Source organism: Actinoplanes sp. CA-030573, assembly GCF_050951115.1.
Taxonomy (GTDB): Bacteria; Actinomycetota; Actinomycetes; order Mycobacteriales; family Micromonosporaceae; genus Actinoplanes.
Genome location: NZ_CP192038.1, coordinates 7377501 through 7401638, shown reverse-complemented (window position 1 = coordinate 7401638; position 24138 = coordinate 7377501). Strand labels below are relative to the sequence as shown.

The following is a 24138-nucleotide window of genomic DNA, read 5'->3' as shown; positions in this document are numbered from 1 at the left end:
CGAACGTCCACACAAAAAACGCACGTACGAAATGTCCAGTTATAAGATGAAGATGTGTCGACCGTCGTCGTAGCCGAGGACAACGCGGATCACCAGAGGGTCATCGCCGAGGTGGTCCGCCGGCTGGGTCACCAGCCGATTCTGGCCGACGACGGGCTCGAGGCCCTGGCCGCCGTGCGCGCGCATCGTCCCGTCCTGCTGCTGGCCGACATCGACATGCCCCGCATGAGTGGACTCGAGCTCTGCGCGCGGCTGCGCGAGGACCCGGACATCGCGGGCATCCCGGTGATCTTGATCACCGCGTACCTCCTGCCCGGTGACCCGCGGCTCAGCGCGAGCGGCGCGATCGGCGTCATCGGCAAGCCGTTCAGCGTTCCGGCGCTGCTCAACGTGCTGCGCGGCCACCTCGCGGCGCTCGGCGCGCCGGCCGATCCGCAGGCGATGCTCGACGCGGTGCTGGACTGCGTCGACACCGGCGTGATCGTCTTCGACGCCGGCGGGCGGCTCCTCACCGCCAACCGCGGCATGCGCGACGCCCTCGGGGCCGATGAGCCGGGCGCGCCGCTGAGCGCCGTCGGGCACCGGCAGGGAACCCGCCAGGCCGACGGCACTCCGCTGCCCGAGGAGCGCTGGCCGGTGAGCCTGGCGCTGCGCGGCGAGAAGGTCGACCACGTCGAGTTGATGGCCGACGACCCGCAGGGCCGCCCGCACTGGTTGACGGTCAACGCCCGGCCGGTGCGCAACGCGGACGGCGTCGTGGTGGCCGCGGTCGGCGCCGCGCACGACGTCACCGTCGCGCATCGCACCCGCCAGTACCAGCACTGCAAGAGCGAGGTGCTCAAGGCGCTCGCGACCGACCCGGACGGCCCGGACGCCGGCGACCGGATCCTGCGCGCGATCGGCACCACGCTCGGCTGGCCCTACCTGCGGCTGTGGCTGGTCGACGAACCGGCCGGCCTGCTGCGCCCGGCCGCGATCTACACCGAGCCGGACGAGCCGGGACTGCCGCTGCCGAGCAGCATCGCGCCGGGGGAGGGCCTGGCCGGCCGGTGCTGGGAGACCGGCGAGCTGGTCTGGGTGCCGGACCTGCGCAGCGCGGACTCGCCGATCCTGCCCCAGGTGGCCGAGGCCGCGTCCTACCGTTCGGCCGGCGCCGTGCCCGTGCGCAGCAGCGACCGGGTGATCGGCACGGTGACGTTCTTCTCGTGCGCCCGGCAGGAGACCGACCCGGTGCTCGGCATGCTGCTGACCGGCATCGCCGCGGTGATCGGCGCCGTCCTCGAGCACCGGCGGGCGGAGACGCTGGCCCGGCACCTCGAGGTCGCCACCGACGAGTACATGGAGCTGGCCGGGCACGAGCTGCGTACCCCGCTGACCTCGATCGGCTCGTACATCGACCTGATCGCCGAGTCGCCCGACGACACGCCGCTCGGCGACGTGCGCGACCTGTTCGACGTCGTGCACCGCAACAGCACCCGGCTGCGCGGGCTGGTCGACAAGCTGCTCGACCTGGCCGGCCTCGAATCCGGTCACCTGCCGCTGGCGTCGGAACCGGTCGACCTGGCGGCGGTGGTGGGCGAGGCGGTGGCGGAGGCGCCGGCCGAGCGCGGGATAACCGTGGACCTGGCCCGTCTCGACCCGGTGACCGTGCCCGGCGACCGCGAGCGGCTCCGGCAGGTGGTCGACGCGCTGCTCAGCAACGCCATCAAGTTCAGCCCGCCGGACGCGACGGTCACCGTGACGCTCGTCGACGAGGAACGGGTGGCGGCGCTGACCGTGGCGGACGCCGGAATCGGCATCTCGGCCGCCGGGCAGAGCCGGCTCTTCCGCCGGCTGCGGCGCGGCGACAACGCCCGGCACAGCGGCATTCCCGGCGCCGGGCTCGGGCTGGCGCTCTGCCGGGTGGTGGTCGAGCGGCACCGGGGCTCGATCACGCTCAGCTCGCACGAGGCGACCGGCACGACCGTGACCGTGCGGCTACCGCAGTAGGTCCGACGCGGCCAGCGCGAGCCAGAGCTGGACGCGGTCGGCGGTGGTGGCCAGCGACCGGCCGGTGAGGCGCTCGATCTGCTCGAGGCGGTAGCGGACGGTGTTGCGGTGCACGATCAGGCGAGTGGCCACCGCCGCCACCGACCCGTCCGCGTCCAGGTACGTGCGCAGCGTCGTCACCAGCGAGCCGGCGTGCGCCTCGTCGAAGTCGCGCAGCGGTCGCAGCATCTCCTGGGCCAGGTCGCGCAGCGGCACGTCCTCGCTCGCCACGAGCAGCCCGGAGAGGCTCATCTGCTCGCGCTCGTTGATGCCGGGGCCGCGGTTCATCGCCTCGTGCGCCTCGTAATAGCTCCACCGCAGGCCGGTCGTTCCCGCGTACCAGCCGCCGATGCCCACCCGCACGTCGCGGCCGTGCCGGCTCAGGTAGTCCTGCAGCAGCAGCGCCGCCTCCCGGGTGGACTGTCCCGGATCGAGCACGACGATCAGGCAGTCCTCCAGCACGGCCGTGGTCGCGCCGCTCATCGGCGGGCTCGCCACCAGCCGCTTGCGGAGGTCGCCCGGCCCGCCGGCGGTCGCCACCAGCAGGGCGTGCTCGTCCTCGGCGCGGATGCCGAACGGGGACAGCCGCCGTTCGGCCTCGGCCCCGCCGATGGTTCCCCGCACGAGATCTTCGAGCACCTGTCCGGCCAGGCGGCGCTTGCCCGCGAGCTCCGCCTGGCGGCGGGCGAGTTCCAGCCCCACCAGCGAGACCGCGTACGGCAGGACGTCCGCCGAGCGTCGGGGACGGCGGCAGCAGAGGTACGCCACCACGCTGTCCTCGACGCTGACCGGCACCGCCATCGGGGTGTCGCCCGGCGTGCCCGCGCGCGCCGTCTGCAGGATCTGCTCGACCGGCCAGGCCGCCCCGGCCGGCGACGCCGCCAGCACCCGCCCGTGGACGTCGACGACCATCGCCGGCGCGCCGAGGATGTGGTGCAGCGACTCGATCAGCGCGCCCAGCCCCCGGCCCGACAGCAGCGCCCGGGCCAGGGTGTCGTGTTCGTCGAGCAGATCGGCGAAGCGGCCGTACTGCTCCTCCAGCACCCGGTCGGCGACGAACCGGTCGACGGCGATGAACGGCGTCGAGTAGGGGATCTCCAGCACCGGCAGCCGGTGCGCGCGGGCCTCGGCGATGGTCGCCGCCGGGATGCGGTCGTGGGTGAGCCCGATGCCGAAGCCGAGACCGACCGCCCGGCCGCCGGCGACCCGGGCGACGAACTGCCGCTGGGCCGCCTCGTCGAGCTGGCTCAGCCCGGTGGTCAGGACCAGCTCGCCGCCGGAGAGGAACGGGCGCGGATCGGCCAGCTCGGTGACGGCGCACCAGCGGACCGGCTGGTGGAGCCGGGCCCGGTCACCGTCGGCGAGGCGCAGGTCGAGATCGGGGTCGGCGAGTACGTCCGCGAGCCGCAGCGTCATTGCCGGACTGTACGTCCGCACAACCGGTTGCGGTAAGGACTGGAGAGTCGTCCATTTACGGCCGTCGGCCGATCACCATACGGTGTCCAGCAAAACGGCACGATTCGCGATGGTGAGCCCATGGATACGCCCGCTATCAAGCTGAGCGGCCTGCGGAAGTCGTTCGGCGCGGTCGAGGCCGTCGCCGGGATCGACCTCGAGATCGCCGACGGCGAGTTCTTCTCGATGCTCGGGCCGTCCGGCTCGGGCAAGACGACCGTGCTGCGGATGATCGCCGGTTTCGAGACGCCGACCGCCGGGACGGTCGCCCTCGGCGGCCGCGACGTCACCCGGCTCGCGCCGTTCGAGCGCGACGTGAACACGGTCTTCCAGGACTACGCGCTGTTCCCGCACATGAGCGTGCTGGAGAACGTCGAGTATGGACTGAAGGTGCGCAAGGTGGCCCGCAAGGAACGGCGCGCACGTGCCCTCGACGCTCTTTCGTCCGTACGGCTGGAGGGGTTCGAAGCTCGTAAGCCCGGCGCGATGTCGGGTGGTCAGCGTCAGCGGGTCGCCCTCGCCCGCGCCCTGGTGAACCGGCCCAAGGTGCTGCTGCTGGACGAGCCGCTCGGCGCTCTCGACCTCAAGCTGCGCGAGCAGATGCAGGTCGAGCTGAAGGAGATCCAGCGCGACGTCGGCATCACCTTCGTCTTCGTGACCCACGACCAGGACGAAGCCTTGACCATGTCGGACCGGGTCGCGGTCTTCGACGACGGCCGGATCGCCCAGGTCGGCACGCCCGAGGAGGTCTACGAGCAGCCGGCCACGCCGTTCGTCGCCGGATTCGTCGGGACATCCAACCTTCTGACGGGTTCGGTCTCCGAGGCCCTTGTCGGGAAAAAGGGGACATATTCCATCCGGCCGGAGAAGATCTCGCTCGTGGCCGACGGCGGGGTGCCCGGCACGGTCGCCGAGGTCATCTATGCGGGACCGGTCACGCGTTTCGTCGTCGACCTGGACGCCGGAGCGCGAGTCACCGTCGTCGAGCAGAACCAGCGCACGTCGAGCGCGGCGCTGACCGAGCTGCGGGGGAAGCCGGTTCATCTGAGCTGGCGGTCGGAGCACGTCATTGAGATTCCCTCGGCAAAGGAGAACATCGATGCGGCATAGATTCCTCACCGCGGCCTTCGCGGCCGGACTGCTCGTGCTCGCCGGCTGCGGCGGTGGCGGCGACAGCGGGAGCAAGGGTTCGGGCCCCGGCGGCATCTCCGTCCCGAAGATCGACAAGCTCGCCCAGCTCGGCGCCGGCGAGGGCGCCGTCAACATCGTCTCCTGGGCCGGGTACGTCGAGGACGGCTCGACCGACCCCAAGGTCGACTGGGTCTCCGGCTTCGAGAAGGAGACCGGCTGCAAGGTCAACAACAAGGTCGCGGCTACCTCGGACGAGATGGTCACGCTGATGAAGACCGGCGAGTACGACGTGGTCTCGGCCTCCGGCGACGCCTCGCTGCGGCTGATCTACGGCGGCGACGTGGCGCCGGTGAACACCGACCTGGTCGCGAACTACAAGGACGTCTTCGACGGTCTGAAGAACAAGCAGTGGAACTCGGTCGACAACGTTCCCTACGGCATCCCGCACGGGCGCGGCGCCAACCTGCTGATGTACCGGACCGACGTGGTCAAGCCGGCGCCGACCTCCTGGGGCGCCGTTTTCGACGCCAACTCGCCGTACCAGGGCAAGATCACCGCGTACGACTCGCCGATCTACATCGCGGACGCGGCGCTCTATCTCATGAAGACGAAGCCGGAACTGGGCATCAAGAACCCGTACGCGCTGGACGACAACCAGTTCAAGGCCGCGACCGACCTGCTCACCGCGCAGAACAAGATGATCGGCGAGTACTGGTCCGACTACACCAAGGAGGTGCAGGCGTTCAAGGCCGGCAACTCGGTGCTCGGCACCACCTGGCAGATCATCACCAACCTGGCCCAGGCCGACAAGGCGCCGGTCGAGGCGATCCTGCCGACCGAGGGCGCCACCGGCTGGTCCGACACCTGGATGATCTCGGCCAAGGCCAAGCACCCGAACTGCGGCTACCTCTGGATGAACCACATCATCTCGCCGAAGGCCAACGCCGCGGTCGCCGAGTGGTTCGGCGAGGCGCCCGCCAACAAGCTGGCCTGTGCCGAGACCGCCGACAAGAACTTCTGCAAGACCTTCCACGCCGACGACGAGGCCTACTTCGCCAACGTCTGGTACTGGACGACGCCGATCGCGCAGTGCCTCGACGGCCGCACGGACGTGACCTGCAAGGACTACTCGGCCTGGACCCAGGCCTGGACAACGATCAAGGGATGAGCTTCTTCCACCGCCATCCCCGGCTGCGGCTGGCGGGGCTGCTCTCGGCCCCGCTGCTGTGGCTGGTGGTCGCCTACCTGGGCGCGCTCGCCGTCCTGCTGATCTCGGCCTTCTGGTCGGTCAACGGCTTCACCGGCGACGTGGTCAAGGTGTTCAACCTGGACAACTTCCGGACGCTGGTCACCGAGCAGGTCTACCGCGCGGTCACGCTGCGCAGCCTCGGCGTGGCCGCGTCGGTCACGGTGATCTGCGTGGTGCTGGCCGTGCCGATGGCGTTCTTCATGGCCAAGGTCGCGTCGCCGGTGTCGCGCAAGTGGCTGGTCATCGCGATCCTCACGCCGCTGTGGGCGAGCTATCTGGTCAAGGCGTACGCGTGGCGGATCCTGCTGGCCAACGGCGGCCCGATCGACTGGCTCCTCGGCGGTCCCGGCAACGGCCCCGGGTACGGGCTGTTCGCGGTGATCCTGGTGCTCTCGTACCTGTGGCTGCCGTACATGATCCTGCCGATCTACGCCGGCCTCGAACGGCTGCCGGACTCGATGCTGGAGGCCTCGGCCGACCTCGGCGCGCGGGCGTGGCGCACCTTCCGGGCGATCGTGCTGCCGATCCTGGTGCCCTCGATCTTCGCCGGGTCGATCTTCACGTTCTCGCTCTCGCTCGGCGACTACATCACCGTGCAGATCGTCGGCGGCAAGACCCAGATGCTCGGCAACCTGGTCTACGCCAACATCGGCGCCGCCAACAACCTGCCGTTCGCCGCCGCGATCGCCACCGTCCCCGTGGTGATCATGGTGATCTACCTGATCGCGGTCCGCCGCTCGGGCGCCCTGGAGGAGCTGTGACGCTGTCGTCGCTGTCGCGGTGGGCGCTGCGCGTCTTCATGGGCCTGGGCCTGGTGTTCATCTACGTCCCGCTGATGCTGGTGCTGGTCAACAGCTTCAACGGCGACCGTACGTTCGGCTGGCCGCCGCACGACCTCACGACCCGTTGGTGGTCGGCCGCCTGGGACAACGCCGGCGCCCGCGAGGCCCTGCTCACCTCGGTCAAGGCCGGCCTCGGCGCCACGTTCATCGCCCTGATCCTGGGCACGATGGTCGCCTTCGCCGTGCAGCGCTTCCAGTTCTTCGGCCGCGACACCGTCTCGCTGCTGATCGTGCTGCCGATCGCCCTGCCCGGCATCGTCACCGGCATCGCCCTCGACTCGGCCTGGCGCTCGGTGGTGGAGCCTCTGGGTGTCGGGAAGGGCCTGTTCTCGGTGATCGTCGGCCACGCCACGTTCTGCGTGGTGACCGTCTACAACAACGTCCTGGCCCGCCTGCGCCGCACCGGCACCAACCTCGAGGACGCCTCCGCGGACCTCGGCGCGTCGCCCGGCCAGACATTCCGCTACGTGACGTTCCCGCTGATCCGCTCGGCGCTGCTGGCGGGCGGCCTGCTCGCGTTCGCCCTCTCCTTCGACGAGATCATCGTGACGACTTTCACCGCCGGCCCCGGCATCACCACCTTGCCGATCTGGATTTTCAACAACCTGTTCCGGCCGAACCAGGCCCCCGTCGTCAACGTGGTCGCCGCCATCCTGATCGTGCTGTCGGTCCTGCCGGTGTGGTTCGCGCAGCGCCTGGCCGGCCCCGAGGCGGGCGCCAGTCGCACCTAGCGGGCCCCTTTGCTCTGCTCACCGATACGCGCCTCGCCGGGCCGCCTCCTTGTGGACGATGGCCGAAAAATGTCGTAGGCGGGTCGTAAAGTCGGCCCCACCCAGTTACGGGTGGGGTCGGAGTAAGGCCACCTGTCGCAAAGCGGACGCCGCATTGCCCGACCCGTCGAATTCGGTCCATTGTGGTGAGATGACGGACCGGGTCCGGGCCGCGCCGGGCGAGGAGACCGCATCGCCCCAGGCCCAGCCGGCATCCACGACCGAGCCCGCCCTCAGCAACCGGGAGACCGCCGCCCACCTGCCCCCCGCCGCCCTCGCCGCCGGCGGCAACCGGGCCGTCGCCGGGCTGCTCGAACCACCCTCTTCTCCGTCCCCGCCCGCGGCCGCCGGTGTGCCGGTGCTGTTCGGCTTCGACGCGGTCGGCCGCAAGATCTACGCCTCGGTCACGGTGCCGGGGCACACCGTCGCGGACATCTCGACGTACGTCTACGGCTCGCCGGACAAGGTGGTCGGCCTTCAACAGGCCAACGGCGTCCGCGACGTCGTCCCGCCCGGGCGCAATCTCACGCTGGTACCCGGCGCCTTCACCACCGAGGCGCAGCGAGTCGTCGATGCCGGGCTGCGGGACGGCACGATCCTGCGCTCGTCCGGCATCCCGGCCGGAGAGAGCGGCGGGCCGGTGGTGGTCTACCAGTTCGCGGCGGCCGGCCGGCAGTACACGCTGACCGAGGGCCAACTGCGAGCCATGGCCCAGGGTCAGGCCGCCTGGGTGACGCGCAAGGCAACCCGGCTGCATGACTACGCCGAGATCGGGCGCGATGTGCACAAGGGACACCTGGCCGACACCAACGGCGCCGTTCGCTGGATCTCCGACTGGCTGGCCGGCCAGGACGAGCTGCCGCTCAGCGTCTGGGACGAGGCGCTGGCCAAGTCCCAGGCCATTCTCGACGGCCTCGCCGCCTTCGACGCGAGCGGTGGCGCGGTCGGCGACGCCGTCACCCGGGTCGCGGCCCAAGCGGCCAAGCTGGCGGAGGCGGCGCAGGCCCTGGACCAAGCCGAGCGGGCCTGGCACGGCTACATCGAGGGCACGATCCAGGGCGCCGGGACCGCGGTCCACCACCTCGAGATCGTCCGGGACACGTCGTTCATGGTCGCCGCCGGGCTGGCCGGCGCCGCCGCGGCCCCGGTCGTCTTCGCCGCGGCCGGCACCGGCCTGGCGACGGTGGGCGTGACCGGCACGGCCGCGACCGTCCTCTCCGGTACCGCGGCCATCGGCGCCGGAGCGATGGCCGGCGGCACCGCCAACGCGGCGCTCAACACGGTGGCGCCGTCCTCGACCGATCAGCGACCGGTGGGCGAGCGTCTCGCCGAGAACTTCCGCCGCGGCGCGCTGGCCGGTGGGCTCGGCGCGGCCGGCGCGCTTGCGGCTCCCGGCGTGGCCGGCACGATAAGCCAGCGCCTGTACGGGGTGACGCCCGAGGCCGTGACCGGCTTCGGCGCCCGGGTGGCGGTCGGCACCACCACCGGCGTGACGATCGGCGCGCCGCTGGGGGCGGCCGGCGCCGGGATCGAGAATGTCGGCGCCCTCGCCCGCGGCGAGATCGGCGTCGACGAGTACCTGCGGCGGATCGGCTGGGGCGCCCTGTCCGGCGGCATCGCGGGCGCGGTGACCGGCTTCCTCGGCTCGGCGTTCGCGAGGCCCGCGGCCACCGGCGGCGCGCCGCCCCTCGAACCGGACGTCATCTACCAGCCGCCACGGGTGGACCCGCGCACCGGCGTGGTCACCCAGATGGCGTTCCACCGCCCGTCCGGCTCGTTCCTCCGGGCGACCTACGACCCGGCCACCGCCACCGGCGAGATCGTGAACATGTCGACCGGTCAGCAGGTGGCGGTCGTGCGCAACGGGGTGGTGAGCGCCCCGGCCAAGGCGTTCCCGGCTCCCGAAGCGACCGGCTCGACCGCCCCGGGCTCGAGCGCCGCGGACGCCGCCGGCACAACGGGCGCCGGCACAACGCTCGCGGGCCCGACGGCGGCGGGCACGACGGCCGCCGGCACAACGGGCGCCGGCTCGGCCATTCCGCGGCCGGCCCTCGGACCGGGCCCCGGACCCGGCCCGGCGGTCGTCGCTCCCGTGCCGGCCGATCCCGCCGCCGACGCGAAGGCCGATCCCGTCGCCGACGCGAAGGCCGATCCCGTCGTACCCGGGAAGGCCGACCCGGTCGTCGCCGCCAAGCTCGCGAAGGCGCTGGCCGAGAACGGCCTCACCGGCGATTCCCTCTTCGACGGCGTCGACGGCCAGACCGCCGGCAAGGTCAACACCGCGCTGACCCAGTGGCCGCGGGCGATCCCGCCGCCGCTGCGGGCCCGGCTCGTCCAGTGGGGCCGCGACGGGTGCGGCGGCAGCCCGCGCGAGTTCGCCAACCGGGTCGAATACGCCCGCGCGCTCTTCAGCGAGACCCGCGACCGCTTCGCCGCCGAGCTCGCGGCCACCACGCCGGCCGCCCAGCTGCCCGCAAAGGCGGCCCAGGCCGCGGCCGCCGCCATGAGCTCCGAGACCGGCATGGCCGAGCTGTCGGCCCAGCTCGCCAAGGATCTGGCCGCCATTGCCGCGAACCCCCGGTCGGGCGCCCTGCCGCCCGGGCTGACCCCGGCCCAGGTGCCCGACGCGGTCCGTGCGCTGCCCGCTCTGCCCTACGAGTCCGGCACCGCCGAGGCGTACCACGCGCACAAGCACATGGGCGATCTCCCGGCCGGCGAACAGAACCTGACGGAACCCATCGAGTCGTACGCGGCGAGCATGCGGGAGACCGTACGATCCGGCAAGGTCGTGCTCGACGAGCCCAGCGGCACCTCCCGGAAGATCGTCTACGAGCGCGAGGCGGACGGGGTCAAGGTCGAGGCCATTGTCTACGTCGACCCCGGCGGCAACGCCGTCGTGGCCAGTTATGGGAAACCGAAGGCGGTCAAGGTGAAGGCGACGAAGAAATGACGAACGCCGACGACACGGCCCGGCTGATGCTGCGCGAGCTGGACGAGGCTCTGGCCGGTCGTGAGCCGTTCCTGCGCCAGGCCCTGCGCCGGCTGGTCCCGCTGCACGCCGAGATCACCGGCGACGATCTGCCGGAGCGGGCGGCGATCGCCGAGCGGCTCGCCCTGCTGCACAGCGAGATGGCGGTCTTCGTGGCGCGGAGCGCGGGCGCGATCGACGACGCGCGCGACGAGGATCTCGAGGACGTGCTCACCCTGCGGTCGACCCTGCAGTACCTGACCGACGACTTCCGCGGCACGGTCGCCGACGGTGTGGTCGACCCCGAGGCGCTGGTGCAGATCGACGACGACCTGACCTACAAGCTGCGCGATCTCGGCCCGCGGCCGGATCTCGAGCCGCCCGCCGGCATCCCGGCCTCGCACTGGTGGTGGGCGGCGGCTAGTCGCCGGCCAGATCGCGGCGCAGGGTGACGGCGGCGACCGCCAGCGTGCCCAGCGCCCAGGCGGCGAAGACCTCCAGGGCGAACTGGTCGCCGCCCGAGGCGTTCAGGTAGGACGACATCGGCAGGTGCCATTCGAGCCGGCCGACGATGCCCTCGACGACCACGAACCACGCCGTGAAGCCGAACAGCAGCCAGGACGCGCGGCGGACCACGGCGGCGAGCGAGGCGCCGAAGACGGCCATGATCGGTATCACGAGCAGCGTGTGGGCGTACACGTCGCTGCCGTCCTTGAGCAGCACGGTGATCCCGCTCAGCGCGGTGAGACCGAGGGCGACCAGCACCGTCGTGGCGATCTGGGCGAACAACACCGGGAAGCGGCGGGGCCGGGCGAGAAAGAGCAGGGCGGTCGTACGGTTCTGAAAGTGCTGGGTGATGGTCAGTACGCCGATGCCGAACGCCCCGACGCCCGCCATCAGCGCCCAGAAGTTGGGGTCGAGGATGCCGAACGCGGCCGCCACCGCCCCGAACAGGGCGATCGAGATCCAGCTCGACCGGATCGACGCCATCCGGTACAGCTCGCTGCGCATCAACGTGATCATCTGGCCGCCAGGGAGAGGAAGAGCTGCTCGAGGTTGGGGACGTCGGCGGTCAGCTCGTAGAGCGGCACGCCCGCGGCGAAGGCGATCTCGCCGGCCTCCTCGGCGGACAGGCCGTCGACCTCCAGCGTCACGCCGTCCCCGACCGCGGCGCCGGCCGGGTCGGAGAGGCCGGCCACCTTGGCGCCGGCGGCCTCGAAGGCGTCGCGCAGCCGCTGCGGGTCGCGGCCCCGCACGTACAGCCGATGGGTCGCCGTGCCGTAGAGATCGTCCAGCGGTCCCGCGTGCCGCAGCCGCCCGTCCGCGATGATCACCACGTCGTCGATGAGCTGGGCCAGCTCGGCCAGCAGATGGCTGGAGATGAGCACCGTGCCGCCGGCGTCCGCGTGGTCCCGCAGCAGCCGCCGCAGCCAGGCCATGCCCTCGGGGTCGAGCCCGTTGGCCGGCTCGTCGAGGATCAGCACCGGCGGCTCGCCCAGCAGCGCGGTGGCCACGGCCAGCCGCTGCCGCATGCCGAGCGAGTAATCCCCGGTCCGCTGATGCGCCGCGTCGGTCAGCCCGACCGTCTCCAGCAGCGAGTCGACCCGCGCCCGCCCCGCGCCGGACAGCATGGCCTGCGTGATGAGGTGCGCGCGGCCGCTCTGCCCCGGGTGGCTGATGCCCTGTTCGAGCACCGCGCCGACCTGCCGCAGCGGTTGGTCGAGATCGGCGTAGGTCCGCCCCGAGATCAGCGCCTCGCCCGCGGTCGGCCGGGTGAGCCCGAGCAGCATGCGCAACGTGGTCGTCTTCCCCGACCCGTTGAGCCCGAGAAACCCGGTGATCCGCCCCGGCGCGGCGGCGAACGACAGCCCGTCGACGGCGCGCACCCGCCCGTAGGCCTTGGTCAACTCGATCGTCTCGATCATCGGGCGCCACTATGGCACAGGGGCGCACTCTCCGGGAGGGACCGTCAAGCGCCGTCCGAGGGCGCGGCCAGGGGTGTCGGGCGCGGGCCGGGCGGCGCGGTGCGCGGAGGCGCGGTGCGCGGCGGCGCGGTGCGTGGCGGCGCGGCGGCGCGGTGCGTGGCGGCGCGTGGCGGCGCGGTGCGTGGCGGCGCGGTGCGTGGCGGCGCGGCGGGCGGGACGCGCGTATCGGTGAGCAGCGCGATTTGGTGCGGCGCCGCGGGCGGGGTCAGGCCAGGGGCAGGCCGGCCGACTGGGTGTGGGTCGGCTCGGGGGCCGCGTGGTGGGTGAGCACGGCGCCGGTCAGGAAGACGCCGCCGACGGCCAGCGCGCCCAGGATGCCGAGGGAGATCTGCTGCTCGTGGTCGAGCTGGCGCTCGTAGTCCGCCTCGGTGATGACGGTGACGCGGCCGTTGTGGTCGGAGACGTACCGGCCGTCGCGCATCTCGGCGTTGCCGTCCAGGCCGGCGAAGGCGACGACCACGGCCAGCCAGAAGCCGAAGAAGATCACCCCGGCCAGCATCGACGCCCAGTGCGGCACGTGCGGCGGCACCCACGAGGTCAAGCTCCAGCGCAGGCGCGGCCGGGTGGTCCGGTAGTACCACCGGTTGCCGATCACGCCGGCGATCACCCCGGGCACGGTGAGCAGCGCGGCCACGCCGACCGCGACCGCCGACGGCACCAGGCGCACGCCGGCCAGCAGCCCGGCGATCAGCACGGCCGCCCAGACCATGCCGGCGGAGCTCATCGCGCTGCAGACGACCAACCACCGATGCGGAATCATCAGTTCGAGACGCTAGCCTCCCCGGGGGCCGGGTGTGGCCGTTTCCGGCCGGTCCGCCGCGTATCGCAGCAGCACCGTCCCGTCGGTCTCGACCTGCGCCGACAGCAACCGCAGCGGCAGCGGCGACTCGTCGTCACCGAGCGGCGGGCCGTCGAAGATCGTCGGGGTGCCGAGCCCGCCCACGAGCGCGGGCAGCACGATCACCTCGACCTCGTCGACCAGCCCGGCCCGCAGCAGGGCGCCGTTGAGCCCGCCGCCCGCGTGCGACACCACGGTCGTGACGCCGAGCCGCTCCCGCATGCGGCACAGCGCCGCCTCGAGGTCGACCCGCTCCTCGCCGGCCACCAGGTAGGCGATCCGCTCCCGGCGCAGGTAGGCCAGGTAAGCCGGGGGCGTGGCCGCGCAGACGAGCACGAGCAGGTCGAACTCGCCGTTGCCGGTCATCGTCCAGCGCACCCGCCCGCGACCGTCGACCACCGTGAACCACTTCCGCCCGGCCGGCTCGGCGAAATCCTCGTGAAGCCCGGCGCCGGACGGCGGGGGCAGGCCGGTCAGCGGCCCGGCCGTGCCGGGGACCATCGAGCCGCTGCCCTCGAGCACCGCCCCGGCGTCGTGGCGGGCGGCACGGGCGGCGTCGGCCGCGGCGAAGCTCGGCGGCCGCAACGCGGCCCACCGGCGGCCCGGCTCGTCGTGCAGGAGCGGGCGATCGCGGCGGAGAGCGACCCGGCCGTCGACCGAGGCCTGGACGGCTACCACCACGTACGGAAGCGAAGGGTTTTTCATGCCCCTCGTTCTACCGGGCCCCTACGACACTTTCCGGATGCGTGCCGTGTGCCGGCGATAGGTGCTCACCGTAGGGTCGCCGGCCAGCCAGAAACGCCACGGGACGTCGTGCGCCGAGGTGACCCCGACCCGCGGCCCGGCCATGATCGTGCCGACCGGGCCGGACGGGGGACCGATCGTCAGCGGCCCGGTCCCGTCGATCACCGAGGTGTCGTTCGCGCGCCGGTCCAGCGCCAGGACCTGCATCAGCTTGGCCGGACCGGAGGCCAGATCGCCGTCCTTGCGCGCGGCCGGCCGCCGTTGCCGGGCCAGCTCCACCCCGTCGGCCACCGCGGCCGCCCGCAGCAGCACGGCCGCCGCCTTCCCGGGCTCGCCGCAGACGATGTTGGCGCAGAAGTGCATCCCGTAGATCTGATAGACGTAGAGCCGCCCGGCCGGCCCGAACATCACCGCGTTGCGTCCGGTGATGCCGCGATGCGCATGACTGGCCGGATCCTCGCCGAGCCCGCTGTACGCCTCGACCTCGGTCAGGCGCGCGGTCACCCCGTTCGCGGTCAGCCGCCAGCCGAGCAGCGTGCGGGCGGCCTCGTCGACGGCGGTCGCGGGCAGGTGCAGCCAGGGATAGTCCACGCGGCCCAGCAAAGCATGCCGCGGTTCCGTCCGTCCGGCCGACCGCGCCGAAGATCGAGCGTCGGCCGGCGGCCGGATAGCGTACGGCTCGCCCGGGAAACGCCAGATTCGCCCGGTGTCGAACCCCTCGGTCATGCGTCCTCCTCACTGGATCATGCCGCGTTTTGGCATTCACGATGAGCGATCAACTACGTACGCTGTGTGCCGTGGCTCTGGGATTCTCGGTTCGAAATTCTCGGGAGGCTTGCACATGGCCGACACCGGCTCGACCGTTCCGCGCCGTCAGGTCGGCCGTCTCATGCGGCGGCTGCGCGAGCAGGCCGGCATCTCGCTGATGGCCGCGGCCGAGGAGCTCGAGTTCTCCCGGGCCCGGATGTACCGCATCGAGAACGGCGAGGTCCCGGTGCGCAAGCACGATGTCATCGCGATGTGCACGGTGTACCGGGCCACGCCGCGCATGACCGAGGTCTTGCTCGGACTGGCACAGGAGTCCAAGGCAAAAGGCTGGTGGCACGCGTACGGCGATGTGGTCCCGCCCTGGTTCGAGCTCTACGTCGGGATGGAACAGGCGGCCAGCCGGCTGCGCTCGTACGCCCCCGGTCTCATCCCCGGCCTGCTGCAGAGCCGGGAGTACGCGGAGTGTGTCTTCGAGCGGTGGGGCGGCCCCGAGCCGGCGGCCGCCGTCGCCGTCCGGCTGGAACGGCAGTCGCTGCTCACCCGCACCCGCCCGGCGGCCCCGCGCCTGGACGCCGTGCTCGACGAGGGCGTGCTGCGCCGCGCCATCCCGGACCGGCTCGGCATGCGCAAGCAGCTGGCCCACCTGGTCAACGTCTCGACCCGGCCGAACGTCAGCGTGCGGGTCGCGCCGTTCGCCGCCGGGCCGCACCGGGCCGCGAGCTCGGGGCCGTTCACGATCCTCGACTTCCCGGCCGTCGGCACGGCGTCGCCGGAACCGACGACGATCTACTGCGAGAGCCTCACCGGGGCGCTCTACCTCGATAAACTTACGGACGTGGATGTGTACGAGTCCACCTGGGCCGAGCTCGACGCCACCGCGCTGAGCCAGCCGGAGTCGGACGACCTGATCCGGGCGATCATCAAGGAGAGCTATGACTGACCTCAGCGGTGCCCACTGGCGCAAGAGCATCCGCAGCGGCGGCAACGGCGGCGACTGCGTCGAGGTCGCCGTGAACCTTCCGGGCGTCGTGGCCGTAAGAGACAGCAAGGACCGGGAGGGCGCCGCGTTGGTCTTCAGCCACGCCGAGTGGCGCGCCTTCCTCGCCGGCGTGCGCGGGGGAGAGTTCGACATCGATCCGGTCTCGGTCTTTAGATCTGCGTGATCCCTTTCTTAAGGGCTCTTTAGCCGGCGGGCGCCCGCCATCTCGCGCACCCATAGTGAACGGGCCGTCCCGTCCGTCAACGTGCCCGAGGTGCCTTCCCGTGTCGATGTCCGCCGCCGCCCGTTTTCGTTACACGCTGGTGGCCGGGGCCACCGCCGTGGTGATCGGGACCGGCTTCACGGTCATCGGCCTGAGCCGGCACGCCGAGGCCGAGACCGCCGTCAGCACGGCCGCCGCCGACAAGCCCGTGGCCGCCGTCCCCGCGGCGCCCGCCGTCCCCGCGGATTCCCCGTCCCCCACGATCGAGCTGGAGAGCGCGTCGCCGTCGCCGTCGCGCTCGGCCTCGAAGTCGCCGTCCCCCAAGAAGACGACCTCCGCCCCGGCGACGCCCAAGACGGTCAAGCCGGCCGCCCGTAAGACGGCCGCGCGCGTCCCGTCCACCGGCGACGACGTGCTCGACGCGGTGCTCGCCCACATCAACGAGGCCCGGGCCCGGGAGGGCCTCGGCGCGCTGACCCTGGACGCCGACCTGTCCAAGGCGTCGGCCCTGCACAACCAGCTGATGATCAACGGATGCGGGCTCGAGCACCAGTGCCCGGGCGAGCAGGGCCTCGGCGAGCGGTTCAGCGCCCAGGGCGTCAAGTGGAGCTCGGCCGGCGAGAACATCGGCTTCGGCTCCAGCGGCGCGAGCCAGGCGCAGATCATCAAGGCCGCGAACGGCCTGACCGACAGCATGCTGGCCGAGACGCCGCCGAACGACGGCCACCGCAAGAACCTGCTGAACACCGGCTTCAAGCGGATCGGCCTGAGCGTCGTACGCGACAGCAAGGGCATCACCTGGCTGACGCAGGACTTCGTGAACTGACCGCTCTAGAGTGCTGCGGTGGCCAAGATTCTGCAGTCCCTGTTCGGCAAGCTGAGAAAGCCGACCCCGCCGCGTCCCCCGCGGCATCTCCCCAAGCCGCGCAGCGGCCGTCACCTCGAGTACGCGCCCAACCTCGACGGCGACGCCGACCCCGGCGAGATCGTCTGGACCTGGGTCCCCTACGAGGACGACCCGAGCCAGGGCAAGGACCGCCCGGTGCTGGTCGTGGGGCGGCAGGGCGGCGACGTACTCGGTCTCATGCTCTCCAGCCAGAGCGAGCGGGACGGCCAGCGCAACTGGCTCGCGCTCGGCCCCGGCGCCTGGGACCGCGAGGCCCGGCCCAGCTGGATCCGGCTCGACCGGGTGCTCGAGATCGACGCCGGCGGCATCCGCCGCGAGGGCGCCGTCCTCGACCGTGACCGCTTCGACCGGGTGGCGGCGACGCTCCGGAACGACTACGGATGGGCGTAGCGACGGACGTTAGTGGACAGAACGGCGCGTTGTCCGGATAGCGTTGTCCCATGGGCAACGGCGTCATGGTCGGTTTCGGCGGCAAGCAGGCCTGGCTCGCGATCGCGGGCCGGGACCAGGAGGCGGTCCTCGCCGCGCTCGGCCTGCGCGACCTCGGCCCGGTGCGGTGGCGCGAGGGCATCGACGTGGCCCACCTGACCGACGACCGGGTGGCGGTCACCCCGCCGCTGCCGGGTGCCCGCGACACCGCCTGGACGCTGGCCACCGGCCGATGGCTGCTGCGCCCCGGCACGAACGTCGACGTCATCGGCCTCTCCGCGACGCTCGGCGCCGAGGTGCAGTTCTTCGCCACCCACCGGGTCACCGAGCTGCACCGCTGGCAGCGGGCCGCGGGCGGGGAGCTGGTGCGGGCGTTCGGCTACGTCGGGCAGACCGGCGAGGTGACCTCGTGGCACGGCGAGCCGGGGCCGGCCGAGCGCGACGCCGGGTTGCCCGCCGAGCTGGGCGAGGACACGACCGTACTGGTGGGGGAGAAAGATGTGCTCAAGGTGGCCGATGCCTGGAGCATCGACCCCACCACGCTGACCGGGCGGCCGGCGCCCGGTCCGCTGCGACTCGGCGCGACCGACTGAGAGAGGCCAAGACCGATGCGCAAGTACGTGATCATGGGCGTCCAGGGGAGCGGCAAGGGCACCCAGAGCGAGCTGCTGTGTGACGACCTCGACCTGGTTCACATCTCGGTCGGCGACATCTTCCGCTGGCACGTGCAGAACCACACCAAGCTCGGCGCCCAGGTGCGCCGCACGATGAACGCCGGCGAGCTGGTCGGCGACGACCTGGTCGAGTCGGTCGTCCGCGAACGGCTCGACCAGCACGACTGGAACTTCGGCTTCGTCATCGACGGGTTCCCGCGCAACGGGCGGCAGGCCGAGTTCTTCATGGAGAGCTACGACATCGACGGCGTCATCCACCTCGAGCTGCCCGAGGACGAGGTACGCCGCCGGGTGCTCAGCCGCCGCCTCTGCCCGAACTGCGGCATGGACTACAACCTGATCGCCGACCGGCCGAAGGAGGACGGCCGCTGCGACATCTGCGGCCACCAGCTGATCACCCGCGAGGACGACACCCCTGAGGCGCTCGACGCGCGGCTGCGCGACTACAACGAGAAGACCCGCCCGGTGCTGGAGCTCTTCCGGCGCAAGGAGTTCGTGCACGACATCGACGCCCGCCCGCCGGCCGAGGAGGTCCAGGCCAAGATCCGCGCCGCGCTCAACCTTCCCGCCTACCAGGCCCATGCATGACGTCATCGTGATCGGCGGCGGGGCGATGGGCTCCGCCGCCGCTCTGCGCCTGGCCGACACCGGCCGCGACGTGGTTCTGCTCGAGCAGCACCCCTTCGGCCACGACCTCGGTGGCTCCCACGGCGCCACCCGCCTGTTCCGCGCGGCCGTGGACGACGACGCGTACGCCGCCCGGGTCGCCCGGGCCCGGCCGCTGTGGGACGAGCTCGCGGCCCGCGCCGGCCACACCCTGCTGGAGATCACCGGCGGCGTCGACCACGGCCTGCCGGAGGAGGTGGCGGCGTCCTTCCGCGGGGTGGTGCTCGACCCGCGCGAGGCGACATCGCGCTGGCCCGGCATGCGTTTCGAGACGCCCGTGCTCTACCAGCCGGAGTCGGGCCGGATCCGGGCCGACGTCGCGATCGCGAGCATGCAGGAGCTGGCCCGGGCGGCGGGCGCGGAGCTGCGCGACAGCGTACGGGTGGAGTCGTTGCGGGTCGGCCCGGCCGGCGTGGCGGTCGACACTCCGGCCGAGACGGTGCACGCCCGCCAGGCGGTGGTGACCGCCGGCCCGTGGTCGCCCGGCCTGGTGCGGGCGGTGATGCCGCTTCCCCGGTTGCGGGTGACCCAGGAGCAGCCGCGCTTCTTCGCCCCGCGGTCGCCCTCGCCGGCGTGGCCGTCCTTCGTGCACTGGCGCGGCTCCGGCCACCCGGTCTACGGCCTGTACGAGTCCGGCTCGGGCGTGAAGGTCGGCCTGCACGGCTCCGGCCCCGAGATCGACCCCTCCGTACGCCGCCCACCGGACCCCACGGTCGACGCGGCGCTGGTGCGCTACGTCGAGGAGTGGTTCCCGGGCCTGGACCCGACCGAGTCGACCCCGATCAGCTGCCTCTACGACATCGCGCCGGGAAACCGGTTCATCATCGACCGGGTCGGCCCGGTGACCGTCGCGGCCGGCTTCTCGGGGGAGGGCTTCAAGTTCGTGCCGCTGGTCGCCGATTACATCACCGATCTGGTCACCGGCGGCGGCGAGACCCCGCCGGACTACCGCCTGGCCGCCCACCACATCGGCGGCCGATGACGATGTGGGTTATCCACAGGCTCCGGGCCGCCGGACCGGCAACCAGTAGGATTCCGGCATGAGCTCAGAGGCTGTCGGCAGGCACATGCCACCGGTCGTGACGCTCGATGACCTCACGGCCATGATGGCGGCCGACCAGCACCACCGCTACGAGATCAGCCCCGAGGGAGTCCTGTCCATCATGCCGCCCCCGGGCTACGCCCACGCGATCATCGCCACCCGGTTGATGGTGTGGCTGGCGACGGCCGGGGTGCCCGCGGAGCGGGTGGCGCAGGCGGTCGGGTTGCGCGTTCCCGGGCGCAACGGCGTCGGCGGCCGCATTCCCGACCTGGTGGTGTGGAGCAGGGCCCAGGCCGACGGCGTATGGCTGCCCATCACCGATGTCCTGTTGGTCGTCGAGATCATCTCGCCCGGTTCGGAGGGCATCGACACGGTGACCAAGCGGATCGAGTACGCCGCGGCCGGCATCCCGCAGTACTGGGTGGTCGACCAGGACGCGGCTCAGACCGTGACCATGCACCGGCTGGCCGGCGACCACTACGCGGTGCAGGCGACCATGCCGCTCGCCTGGCTGCTCAACACCGGCCCGGCCGAGCACGACCTCGGCTGAGTCCGCCCGGGCGGGTGGACAGCCGGGCGGGCGGACAGCCGGGCGGGCGCTCGTCACGGGCGCGCGACCACGAGGCGGTCGGCCGGGCTCCGCGAGTGCTTGCGGTGGTACATCGCGGCGTCCGCCTCGGCGAGCACCTCGTCGGGGGAACGCCCGGGGGCGCCCATGGCGTACCCGATGCTGCCGCCCACCCGCACCGGCCCGGTCGCCAGCGGGACCTCGCGGGCCAGCGCCCGCTCCAGCCCCTCGGCCACCGCCTCCGCCCGCTCCCGGCCGGACCCCGGCACCAGCACCGCGAACTCGTCGCCGCCCAGCCGGGCCACCGTCGCCTCCGGGCCGCACACGTCCCGCAGCCGGTCCGCGACCCGGCACAGCAGCTCGTCGCCGGCCAGGTGCCCGTACGTGTCATTGATCGCCTTGAACCCGTCCAGGTCCAGCAGCAGCACCGCGTACGACGAGTCCGCCGCCTCGAACCGCCGCCACAGCAGCGCCCGGTTCGGCAGGCCGGTCAGCATGTCGTGCTCCGCCGCATGCCGCAGCCGCCGCTCGAAGTCGCGCTGCTCGGTCACGTCGCGCAGCGTCACGATCGTGCCCCGGGGGTTGGCGACCGTGTCGGCGACCGCGACCGCGGACGTGCCGTCGGCCCGCGAGAGGTGCAGCTCCAGCCCGCTCTCGCCGGCCGGCAACCGGCACACGTCCACCGGCGAGCCGTCGGCGCCGGTCACTCGCAGCCCCTCGAACGGGCCGGTGAACGCGTACGCCGCCGGGTTCGCCAGCAGCACCTCGCCCTGGGCGCCGGTCAGCAGGACCGGGAAGGGCAGCCCGTTCAGCACGTCGGCCAGCTGCTCGCGCAGCCGGGAGAGCAGTGCCCGCATCCCGTAGACGCCGGTGCCGGCCACCGGCAGCGCGATGAGGCCCCCCAGCACCATCGGCACGTGCGCCGCGAGCGAGACGCCGAGCAGAGTGCCGAAGTAGCCGGCGACCATCATCCCGTACCGCCAAGGCCGCGCGATGAGCGCGCGGGTGAAGAGACCGAAGAAGATGGGCGCCAGAATCATGTCCATGGAGCCGGCCTCCAGCAGGAGCACCGCGATCGCGCCGACGTCGACGAGGTCCACGACCGCCGGGCCGAGCCGGTCGCGCCGCGACTCGAGCAGGCGCAGCAGGAACAGCACGAGCAGCAGGCCGCCCGAGATCCACACCGACCCGGCGCCACGCCAGGCGATCTGCGCCAGCGTGCCGACGCTGCTCACCAGCAGGCAGGCCAGGAAGATCAGGCGCAGGGCGCGCAGCGGGTCACGGCGCAGGACGGAGGTCACCAGGCCGAGAATGAACGGCCCCGGTTGCCGTACGGTTAGATCTCGTATCCGCGTTTGGTTAGTTCCGCCTCGATCGCCTCGCACACCGCCTCGACCACGGCGAAGCGCGCGTAGTGCTTGTTGTCGCCCGGGATCACCCGCCACGGCGCCCAGGTCGGGTCGCAGCGCTCCAGCATCTCCTCGACCGCCGCCTCGTACTGCGGCCGCTTCTCGCGATTGCGCCAGTCCTCGTCGGTCAGCTTCCAGGTGCGCAACGGGTCGCCCGCCCGGTCCTCGAACCGGCGCAGCTGCTCCTCGGGCGAGACGTGCATCCAGAACTTCACGATGATCATGCCCTCGGCCGTCAGCGTGCGCTCGAACTCGACGATCTCGTTGTACGCGCGCTGCCACTGCTCCTTGGTGGCGAAGCCCTCGACCCGCTCGACCAGGACGCGGCCGTACCAGGAACGGTCGAAAACCGTCATGCCGCCCCAGCCGGGCATCTTCGGCCAGAAACGCCAGAGGAAATGGTGCCGCTTCTCGTCGTACGTCGGCGCCGCGAACTGCGAGACGCGTACGTGCCGGGGGTCGATGGGCGCCACCAGGCGCTTGATCGCCCCACCCTTGCCGGACGCGTCCCAACCCTCGAACACGCAGGTGAGCGGCGGCCCGATGCGCTTCTCGCCGATCTGGCCGCCGAGCAGCAGGCGCAACCGGAGCAGGCGCTTCTGCGCCTCGTCGAGGCGGGCCTCGGCCTTCTTCTTGGAGATGTCGATCGGCGGGGTCGCGCTACCCAGGCGGCTCATGGATACAGCATGGCCAAACCCGGTGTCGTACGCACGGGTGCGTACGGGAGAATTGCCGCGTGACTCTCGTTGACGACTTGCAGTGGCGTGGACTGATCCAGGACTCGACCTCGCCCGAGGAGCTGCGTGCGGCTCTCGACGGCCCTGGCATCACGTTCTATGTGGGCTTCGACCCCACCGCCGCCTCCCTGCACGTCGGCCACCTCATGCAGGTGATGACCGCCCGCCGGCTCCAGCTCGCCGGGCACAAGCCGCTGCTGCTGGTCGGCGGCGCCACCGGCCAGATCGGCGACCCGCGGGAGTCGAGCGAGCGCACGCTGAACCCGCCCGAGGTGATCGAGGGCTGGGTCGCCCGCATCCGCGACCAGCTCTCCCCGTTCGTCACCTACGACGGGGCGAACGCCGCCGAGCTGGTCAACAACCTGGACTGGACCGGACCGACCTCGGTGATCGAGTTCCTGCGGGACGTCGGCAAGCACTTCCCGGTCAACAAGATGCTGGCCCGCGACGTCGTGCGCAACCGGCTGGAGACCGGCATCAGCTTCACCGAGTTCAGCTACCAGCTCCTGCAGGCCAACGACTTCTACCAGCTGCACGTGCGGCACGGTTGCGCGCTCCAGTTCGGCGGCTCCGACCAATGGGGCAACATCACGGCGGGCGTCGATTTCGTACGCCGCCGGGGCGCCGGCCCGGTGCACGCCTTCACCACGCCGCTGGTCCTCAAGGCCGACGGCACCAAGTTCGGCAAGAGCGAGGGCGGCGCAGTCTGGCTCGATCCGGCCATGACCTCGCCGTACGCGTTCTACCAGTTCTGGATCAACGCGGACGACCGCGACGTCATGCAGTACCTGCGCTACTTCAGCTTCAAGGGCCGGGAGGAGCTCGAGGAGCTGGAGAAGGCGACGGCCGAGCGTCCGCAGGCCCGGCTCGCCCAGCGGGCGCTGGCCGAGGAGATCACGGCGCTGGTGCACGGTCCCGAGGAGGCCTCGCAGGCGGTCGCGGCTTCACAGGCTCTCTTCGGGCGAGGCTCGCTGGACTCACTCTCGGCGGCGACCTTGCGGTCGGCGCTTTCCGAGACCGGCCTCCTGCCCGTACGAGGTGAGCTGCCCAGCCTCGGGACGCTGCTCAAGGAATCGGGGCTGGTGGCCAGCGCCAACGAGGCCCGGCGCACCATTGCCGAGGGCGGGGCGTACCTGAACAACGAGCGCATCACCGACGGCGAGGCCGTTCCCGCTGCGTCGTCCCTGCTGCACGGGCGGTTCCTGGTGCTGCGCCGCGGCAAGAAGTCGTTCGCCGGCGTGGAGGTCGAACTTTAGAGTTTCCGCTGGTCGGCTCTCTGTGACGTGGTTCGCAGGGGGCCGATTTGGCACCCGGGTGCGGGGCCCTGTAATGTTTTCCGAGCCGCCAGGGAGACGGGCGAGCGTGGGGGCCTTCCGGGGTCGTCGCAGCGGCCGTCCTGGAGGAACCCTCGAAATTGTCACGGCGTTTAGTCGTGTGCTGTTTCTTTGTTTTATCGGGTCGCATTTCCGGGTAACTGCGCGGATTTGACGGTCGGGTGGGGCGAGGGTAAAGTTGGACGAGTGCCCCGAGGGCGGTTTGCTTCGGGTGTGGTTGTTCTTTGAGAACTCAACAGGGTGCTTGTAAAGCCAGTGCCAAGAATGATTTACCCCCGAGGTCTTCGGACTTTGGATTCCTTTGGCAACTTTTGTTGCCGGGACATGTTTTCCAAGTTTTTGTTGGAGAGTTTGATCCTGGCTCAGGACGAACGCTGGCGGCGTGCTTAACA

General features: G+C 71.8%; 24 protein-coding genes and 1 rRNA gene (1 of these 25 cut by a window edge). 17 read left to right on the top strand and 8 right to left on the bottom strand.

Annotated elements, in window-relative coordinates:
- The first annotated feature begins 54 nt into the window (after positions 1–54).
- Positions 55–1989, top strand: coding sequence for an ATP-binding protein (locus ACQP2F_RS34010; RefSeq protein WP_433294775.1), 1935 nt, complete (start codon positions 55–57; stop codon positions 1987–1989).
- Here the strand turns inward: ACQP2F_RS34010 and ACQP2F_RS34005 are convergent.
- Positions 1978–3444, bottom strand: coding sequence for a PucR family transcriptional regulator (locus ACQP2F_RS34005; protein ID WP_433294773.1), 1467 nt, complete (start codon positions 3442–3444; stop codon positions 1978–1980). The two genes, ACQP2F_RS34010 and ACQP2F_RS34005, sit on opposite strands and share 12 nt — an antisense overlap.
- 120 nt (positions 3445–3564) lie before the next feature.
- Between ACQP2F_RS34005 and ACQP2F_RS34000 the strand changes: the two genes are divergently transcribed.
- From ACQP2F_RS34000 to ACQP2F_RS33975, 6 genes are all read left to right on the top strand, one after another.
- Positions 3565–4593 (top strand): ABC transporter ATP-binding protein, encoded by a 1029-nt coding sequence (locus ACQP2F_RS34000; protein WP_433294771.1) that lies wholly within the window; start codon positions 3565–3567, stop codon positions 4591–4593.
- Positions 4583–5782, top strand: a complete 1200-nt coding sequence (locus ACQP2F_RS33995; RefSeq protein WP_433294769.1) for an ABC transporter substrate-binding protein — start codon at positions 4583–4585, stop codon at positions 5780–5782. Before ACQP2F_RS34000 ends, ACQP2F_RS33995 begins: the two co-directional genes overlap by 11 nt.
- Positions 5779–6624 (top strand): ABC transporter permease, encoded by an 846-nt coding sequence (locus ACQP2F_RS33990; RefSeq protein ID WP_433294767.1) that lies wholly within the window; start codon positions 5779–5781, stop codon positions 6622–6624. The genes ACQP2F_RS33995 and ACQP2F_RS33990 overlap by 4 nt, the downstream gene beginning before the upstream one ends.
- Positions 6621–7436, top strand: a complete 816-nt coding sequence (locus tag ACQP2F_RS33985; protein ID WP_433294765.1) for an ABC transporter permease — start codon at positions 6621–6623, stop codon at positions 7434–7436. Before ACQP2F_RS33990 ends, ACQP2F_RS33985 begins: the two co-directional genes overlap by 4 nt.
- 190 nt (positions 7437–7626) lie before the next feature.
- A complete protein-coding gene (locus ACQP2F_RS33980; protein WP_433294763.1) occupies positions 7627–10425 on the top strand; it encodes a hypothetical protein in 2799 nt (932 codons plus the stop codon).
- Positions 10422–10895 carry a hypothetical protein gene (locus ACQP2F_RS33975; protein ID WP_433294762.1) on the top strand — a complete coding sequence of 158 codons (474 nt, stop codon included), beginning with the start codon at positions 10422–10424 and terminating at the stop codon, positions 10893–10895. Before ACQP2F_RS33980 ends, ACQP2F_RS33975 begins: the two co-directional genes overlap by 4 nt.
- On the opposite strand, the gene ACQP2F_RS33970 is transcribed toward ACQP2F_RS33975, so the two are convergent.
- From ACQP2F_RS33970 to ACQP2F_RS33950, 5 genes are all read right to left on the bottom strand, one after another.
- Positions 10864–11454, bottom strand: a complete 591-nt coding sequence (locus tag ACQP2F_RS33970) for a hypothetical protein (protein WP_433294760.1) — start codon at positions 11452–11454, stop codon at positions 10864–10866. The genes ACQP2F_RS33975 and ACQP2F_RS33970 overlap by 32 nt on opposite strands.
- Positions 11455–11462: 8 nt before the next feature.
- Complete coding sequence (locus ACQP2F_RS33965) at positions 11463–12368, bottom strand: ATP-binding cassette domain-containing protein (RefSeq protein WP_433294758.1); 906 nt, start codon at positions 12366–12368, stop codon at positions 11463–11465.
- A gap of 265 nt (positions 12369–12633) precedes the next feature.
- The gene (locus tag ACQP2F_RS33960) at positions 12634–13188 is read right to left on the bottom strand and encodes a hypothetical protein (protein WP_433294756.1); all 555 of its coding nucleotides are present in this window, start codon (positions 13186–13188) and stop codon (positions 12634–12636) included.
- Between the two features lie 12 nt (positions 13189–13200).
- Positions 13201–13971 carry a RibD family protein gene (locus tag ACQP2F_RS33955; protein WP_433294754.1) on the bottom strand — a complete coding sequence of 257 codons (771 nt, stop codon included), beginning with the start codon at positions 13969–13971 and terminating at the stop codon, positions 13201–13203.
- 21 nt (positions 13972–13992) lie between these two features.
- Positions 13993–14601 carry a DNA-3-methyladenine glycosylase gene (locus ACQP2F_RS33950; protein WP_433294752.1) on the bottom strand — a complete coding sequence of 203 codons (609 nt, stop codon included), beginning with the start codon at positions 14599–14601 and terminating at the stop codon, positions 13993–13995.
- A 250-nt stretch (positions 14602–14851) separates the two neighbouring features.
- Between ACQP2F_RS33950 and ACQP2F_RS33945 the strand changes: the two genes are divergently transcribed.
- From ACQP2F_RS33945 to ACQP2F_RS33910, 8 genes are all read left to right on the top strand, one after another.
- Positions 14852–15718 (top strand): helix-turn-helix domain-containing protein, encoded by an 867-nt coding sequence (locus ACQP2F_RS33945; RefSeq protein ID WP_433294750.1) that lies wholly within the window; start codon positions 14852–14854, stop codon positions 15716–15718.
- A complete protein-coding gene (locus ACQP2F_RS33940; RefSeq protein WP_433294748.1) occupies positions 15711–15941 on the top strand; it encodes a DUF397 domain-containing protein in 231 nt (76 codons plus the stop codon). Before ACQP2F_RS33945 ends, ACQP2F_RS33940 begins: the two co-directional genes overlap by 8 nt.
- A 106-nt stretch (positions 15942–16047) precedes the next feature.
- A complete protein-coding gene (locus ACQP2F_RS33935) occupies positions 16048–16806 on the top strand; it encodes a CAP domain-containing protein (RefSeq protein WP_433307698.1) in 759 nt (252 codons plus the stop codon).
- An 18-nt stretch (positions 16807–16824) separates the two neighbouring features.
- Complete coding sequence (locus ACQP2F_RS33930) at positions 16825–17277, top strand: type II toxin-antitoxin system PemK/MazF family toxin (protein ID WP_433294745.1); 453 nt, start codon at positions 16825–16827, stop codon at positions 17275–17277.
- A gap of 50 nt (positions 17278–17327) precedes the next feature.
- Positions 17328–17909, top strand: a complete 582-nt coding sequence (locus tag ACQP2F_RS33925; RefSeq protein WP_433294743.1) for a hypothetical protein — start codon at positions 17328–17330, stop codon at positions 17907–17909.
- Between the two features lie 15 nt (positions 17910–17924).
- Positions 17925–18578: an adenylate kinase family protein gene (locus ACQP2F_RS33920; RefSeq protein WP_433294741.1), complete on the top strand. Its 654-nt coding sequence runs from the start codon at positions 17925–17927 to the stop codon at positions 18576–18578.
- Positions 18571–19638: an FAD-dependent oxidoreductase gene (locus ACQP2F_RS33915; protein ID WP_433294739.1), complete on the top strand. Its 1068-nt coding sequence runs from the start codon at positions 18571–18573 to the stop codon at positions 19636–19638. Before ACQP2F_RS33920 ends, ACQP2F_RS33915 begins: the two co-directional genes overlap by 8 nt.
- 58 nt (positions 19639–19696) lie before the next feature.
- Positions 19697–20248 (top strand): Uma2 family endonuclease, encoded by a 552-nt coding sequence (locus tag ACQP2F_RS33910; protein ID WP_433294737.1) that lies wholly within the window; start codon positions 19697–19699, stop codon positions 20246–20248.
- Positions 20249–20301: 53 nt separating this feature from the next.
- Here ACQP2F_RS33910 and ACQP2F_RS33905 read toward each other — a convergent pair whose 3' ends face one another.
- A complete protein-coding gene (locus ACQP2F_RS33905; protein WP_433294735.1) occupies positions 20302–21567 on the bottom strand; it encodes a diguanylate cyclase domain-containing protein in 1266 nt (421 codons plus the stop codon).
- A 35-nt stretch (positions 21568–21602) separates the two neighbouring features.
- Positions 21603–22352 carry a polyphosphate kinase 2 family protein gene (locus ACQP2F_RS33900; RefSeq protein ID WP_433294733.1) on the bottom strand — a complete coding sequence of 250 codons (750 nt, stop codon included), beginning with the start codon at positions 22350–22352 and terminating at the stop codon, positions 21603–21605.
- Between the two features lie 59 nt (positions 22353–22411).
- Between ACQP2F_RS33900 and tyrS the strand changes: the two genes are divergently transcribed.
- Both tyrS and ACQP2F_RS33890 read left to right on the top strand, forming a co-directional pair.
- The gene (gene tyrS / locus ACQP2F_RS33895) at positions 22412–23668 is read left to right on the top strand and encodes a tyrosine--tRNA ligase (protein ID WP_433294731.1); all 1257 of its coding nucleotides are present in this window, start codon (positions 22412–22414) and stop codon (positions 23666–23668) included.
- A 417-nt stretch (positions 23669–24085) separates the two neighbouring features.
- Positions 24086–24138 (top strand): 16S ribosomal RNA (locus ACQP2F_RS33890); it runs 1468 nt beyond the window's last position.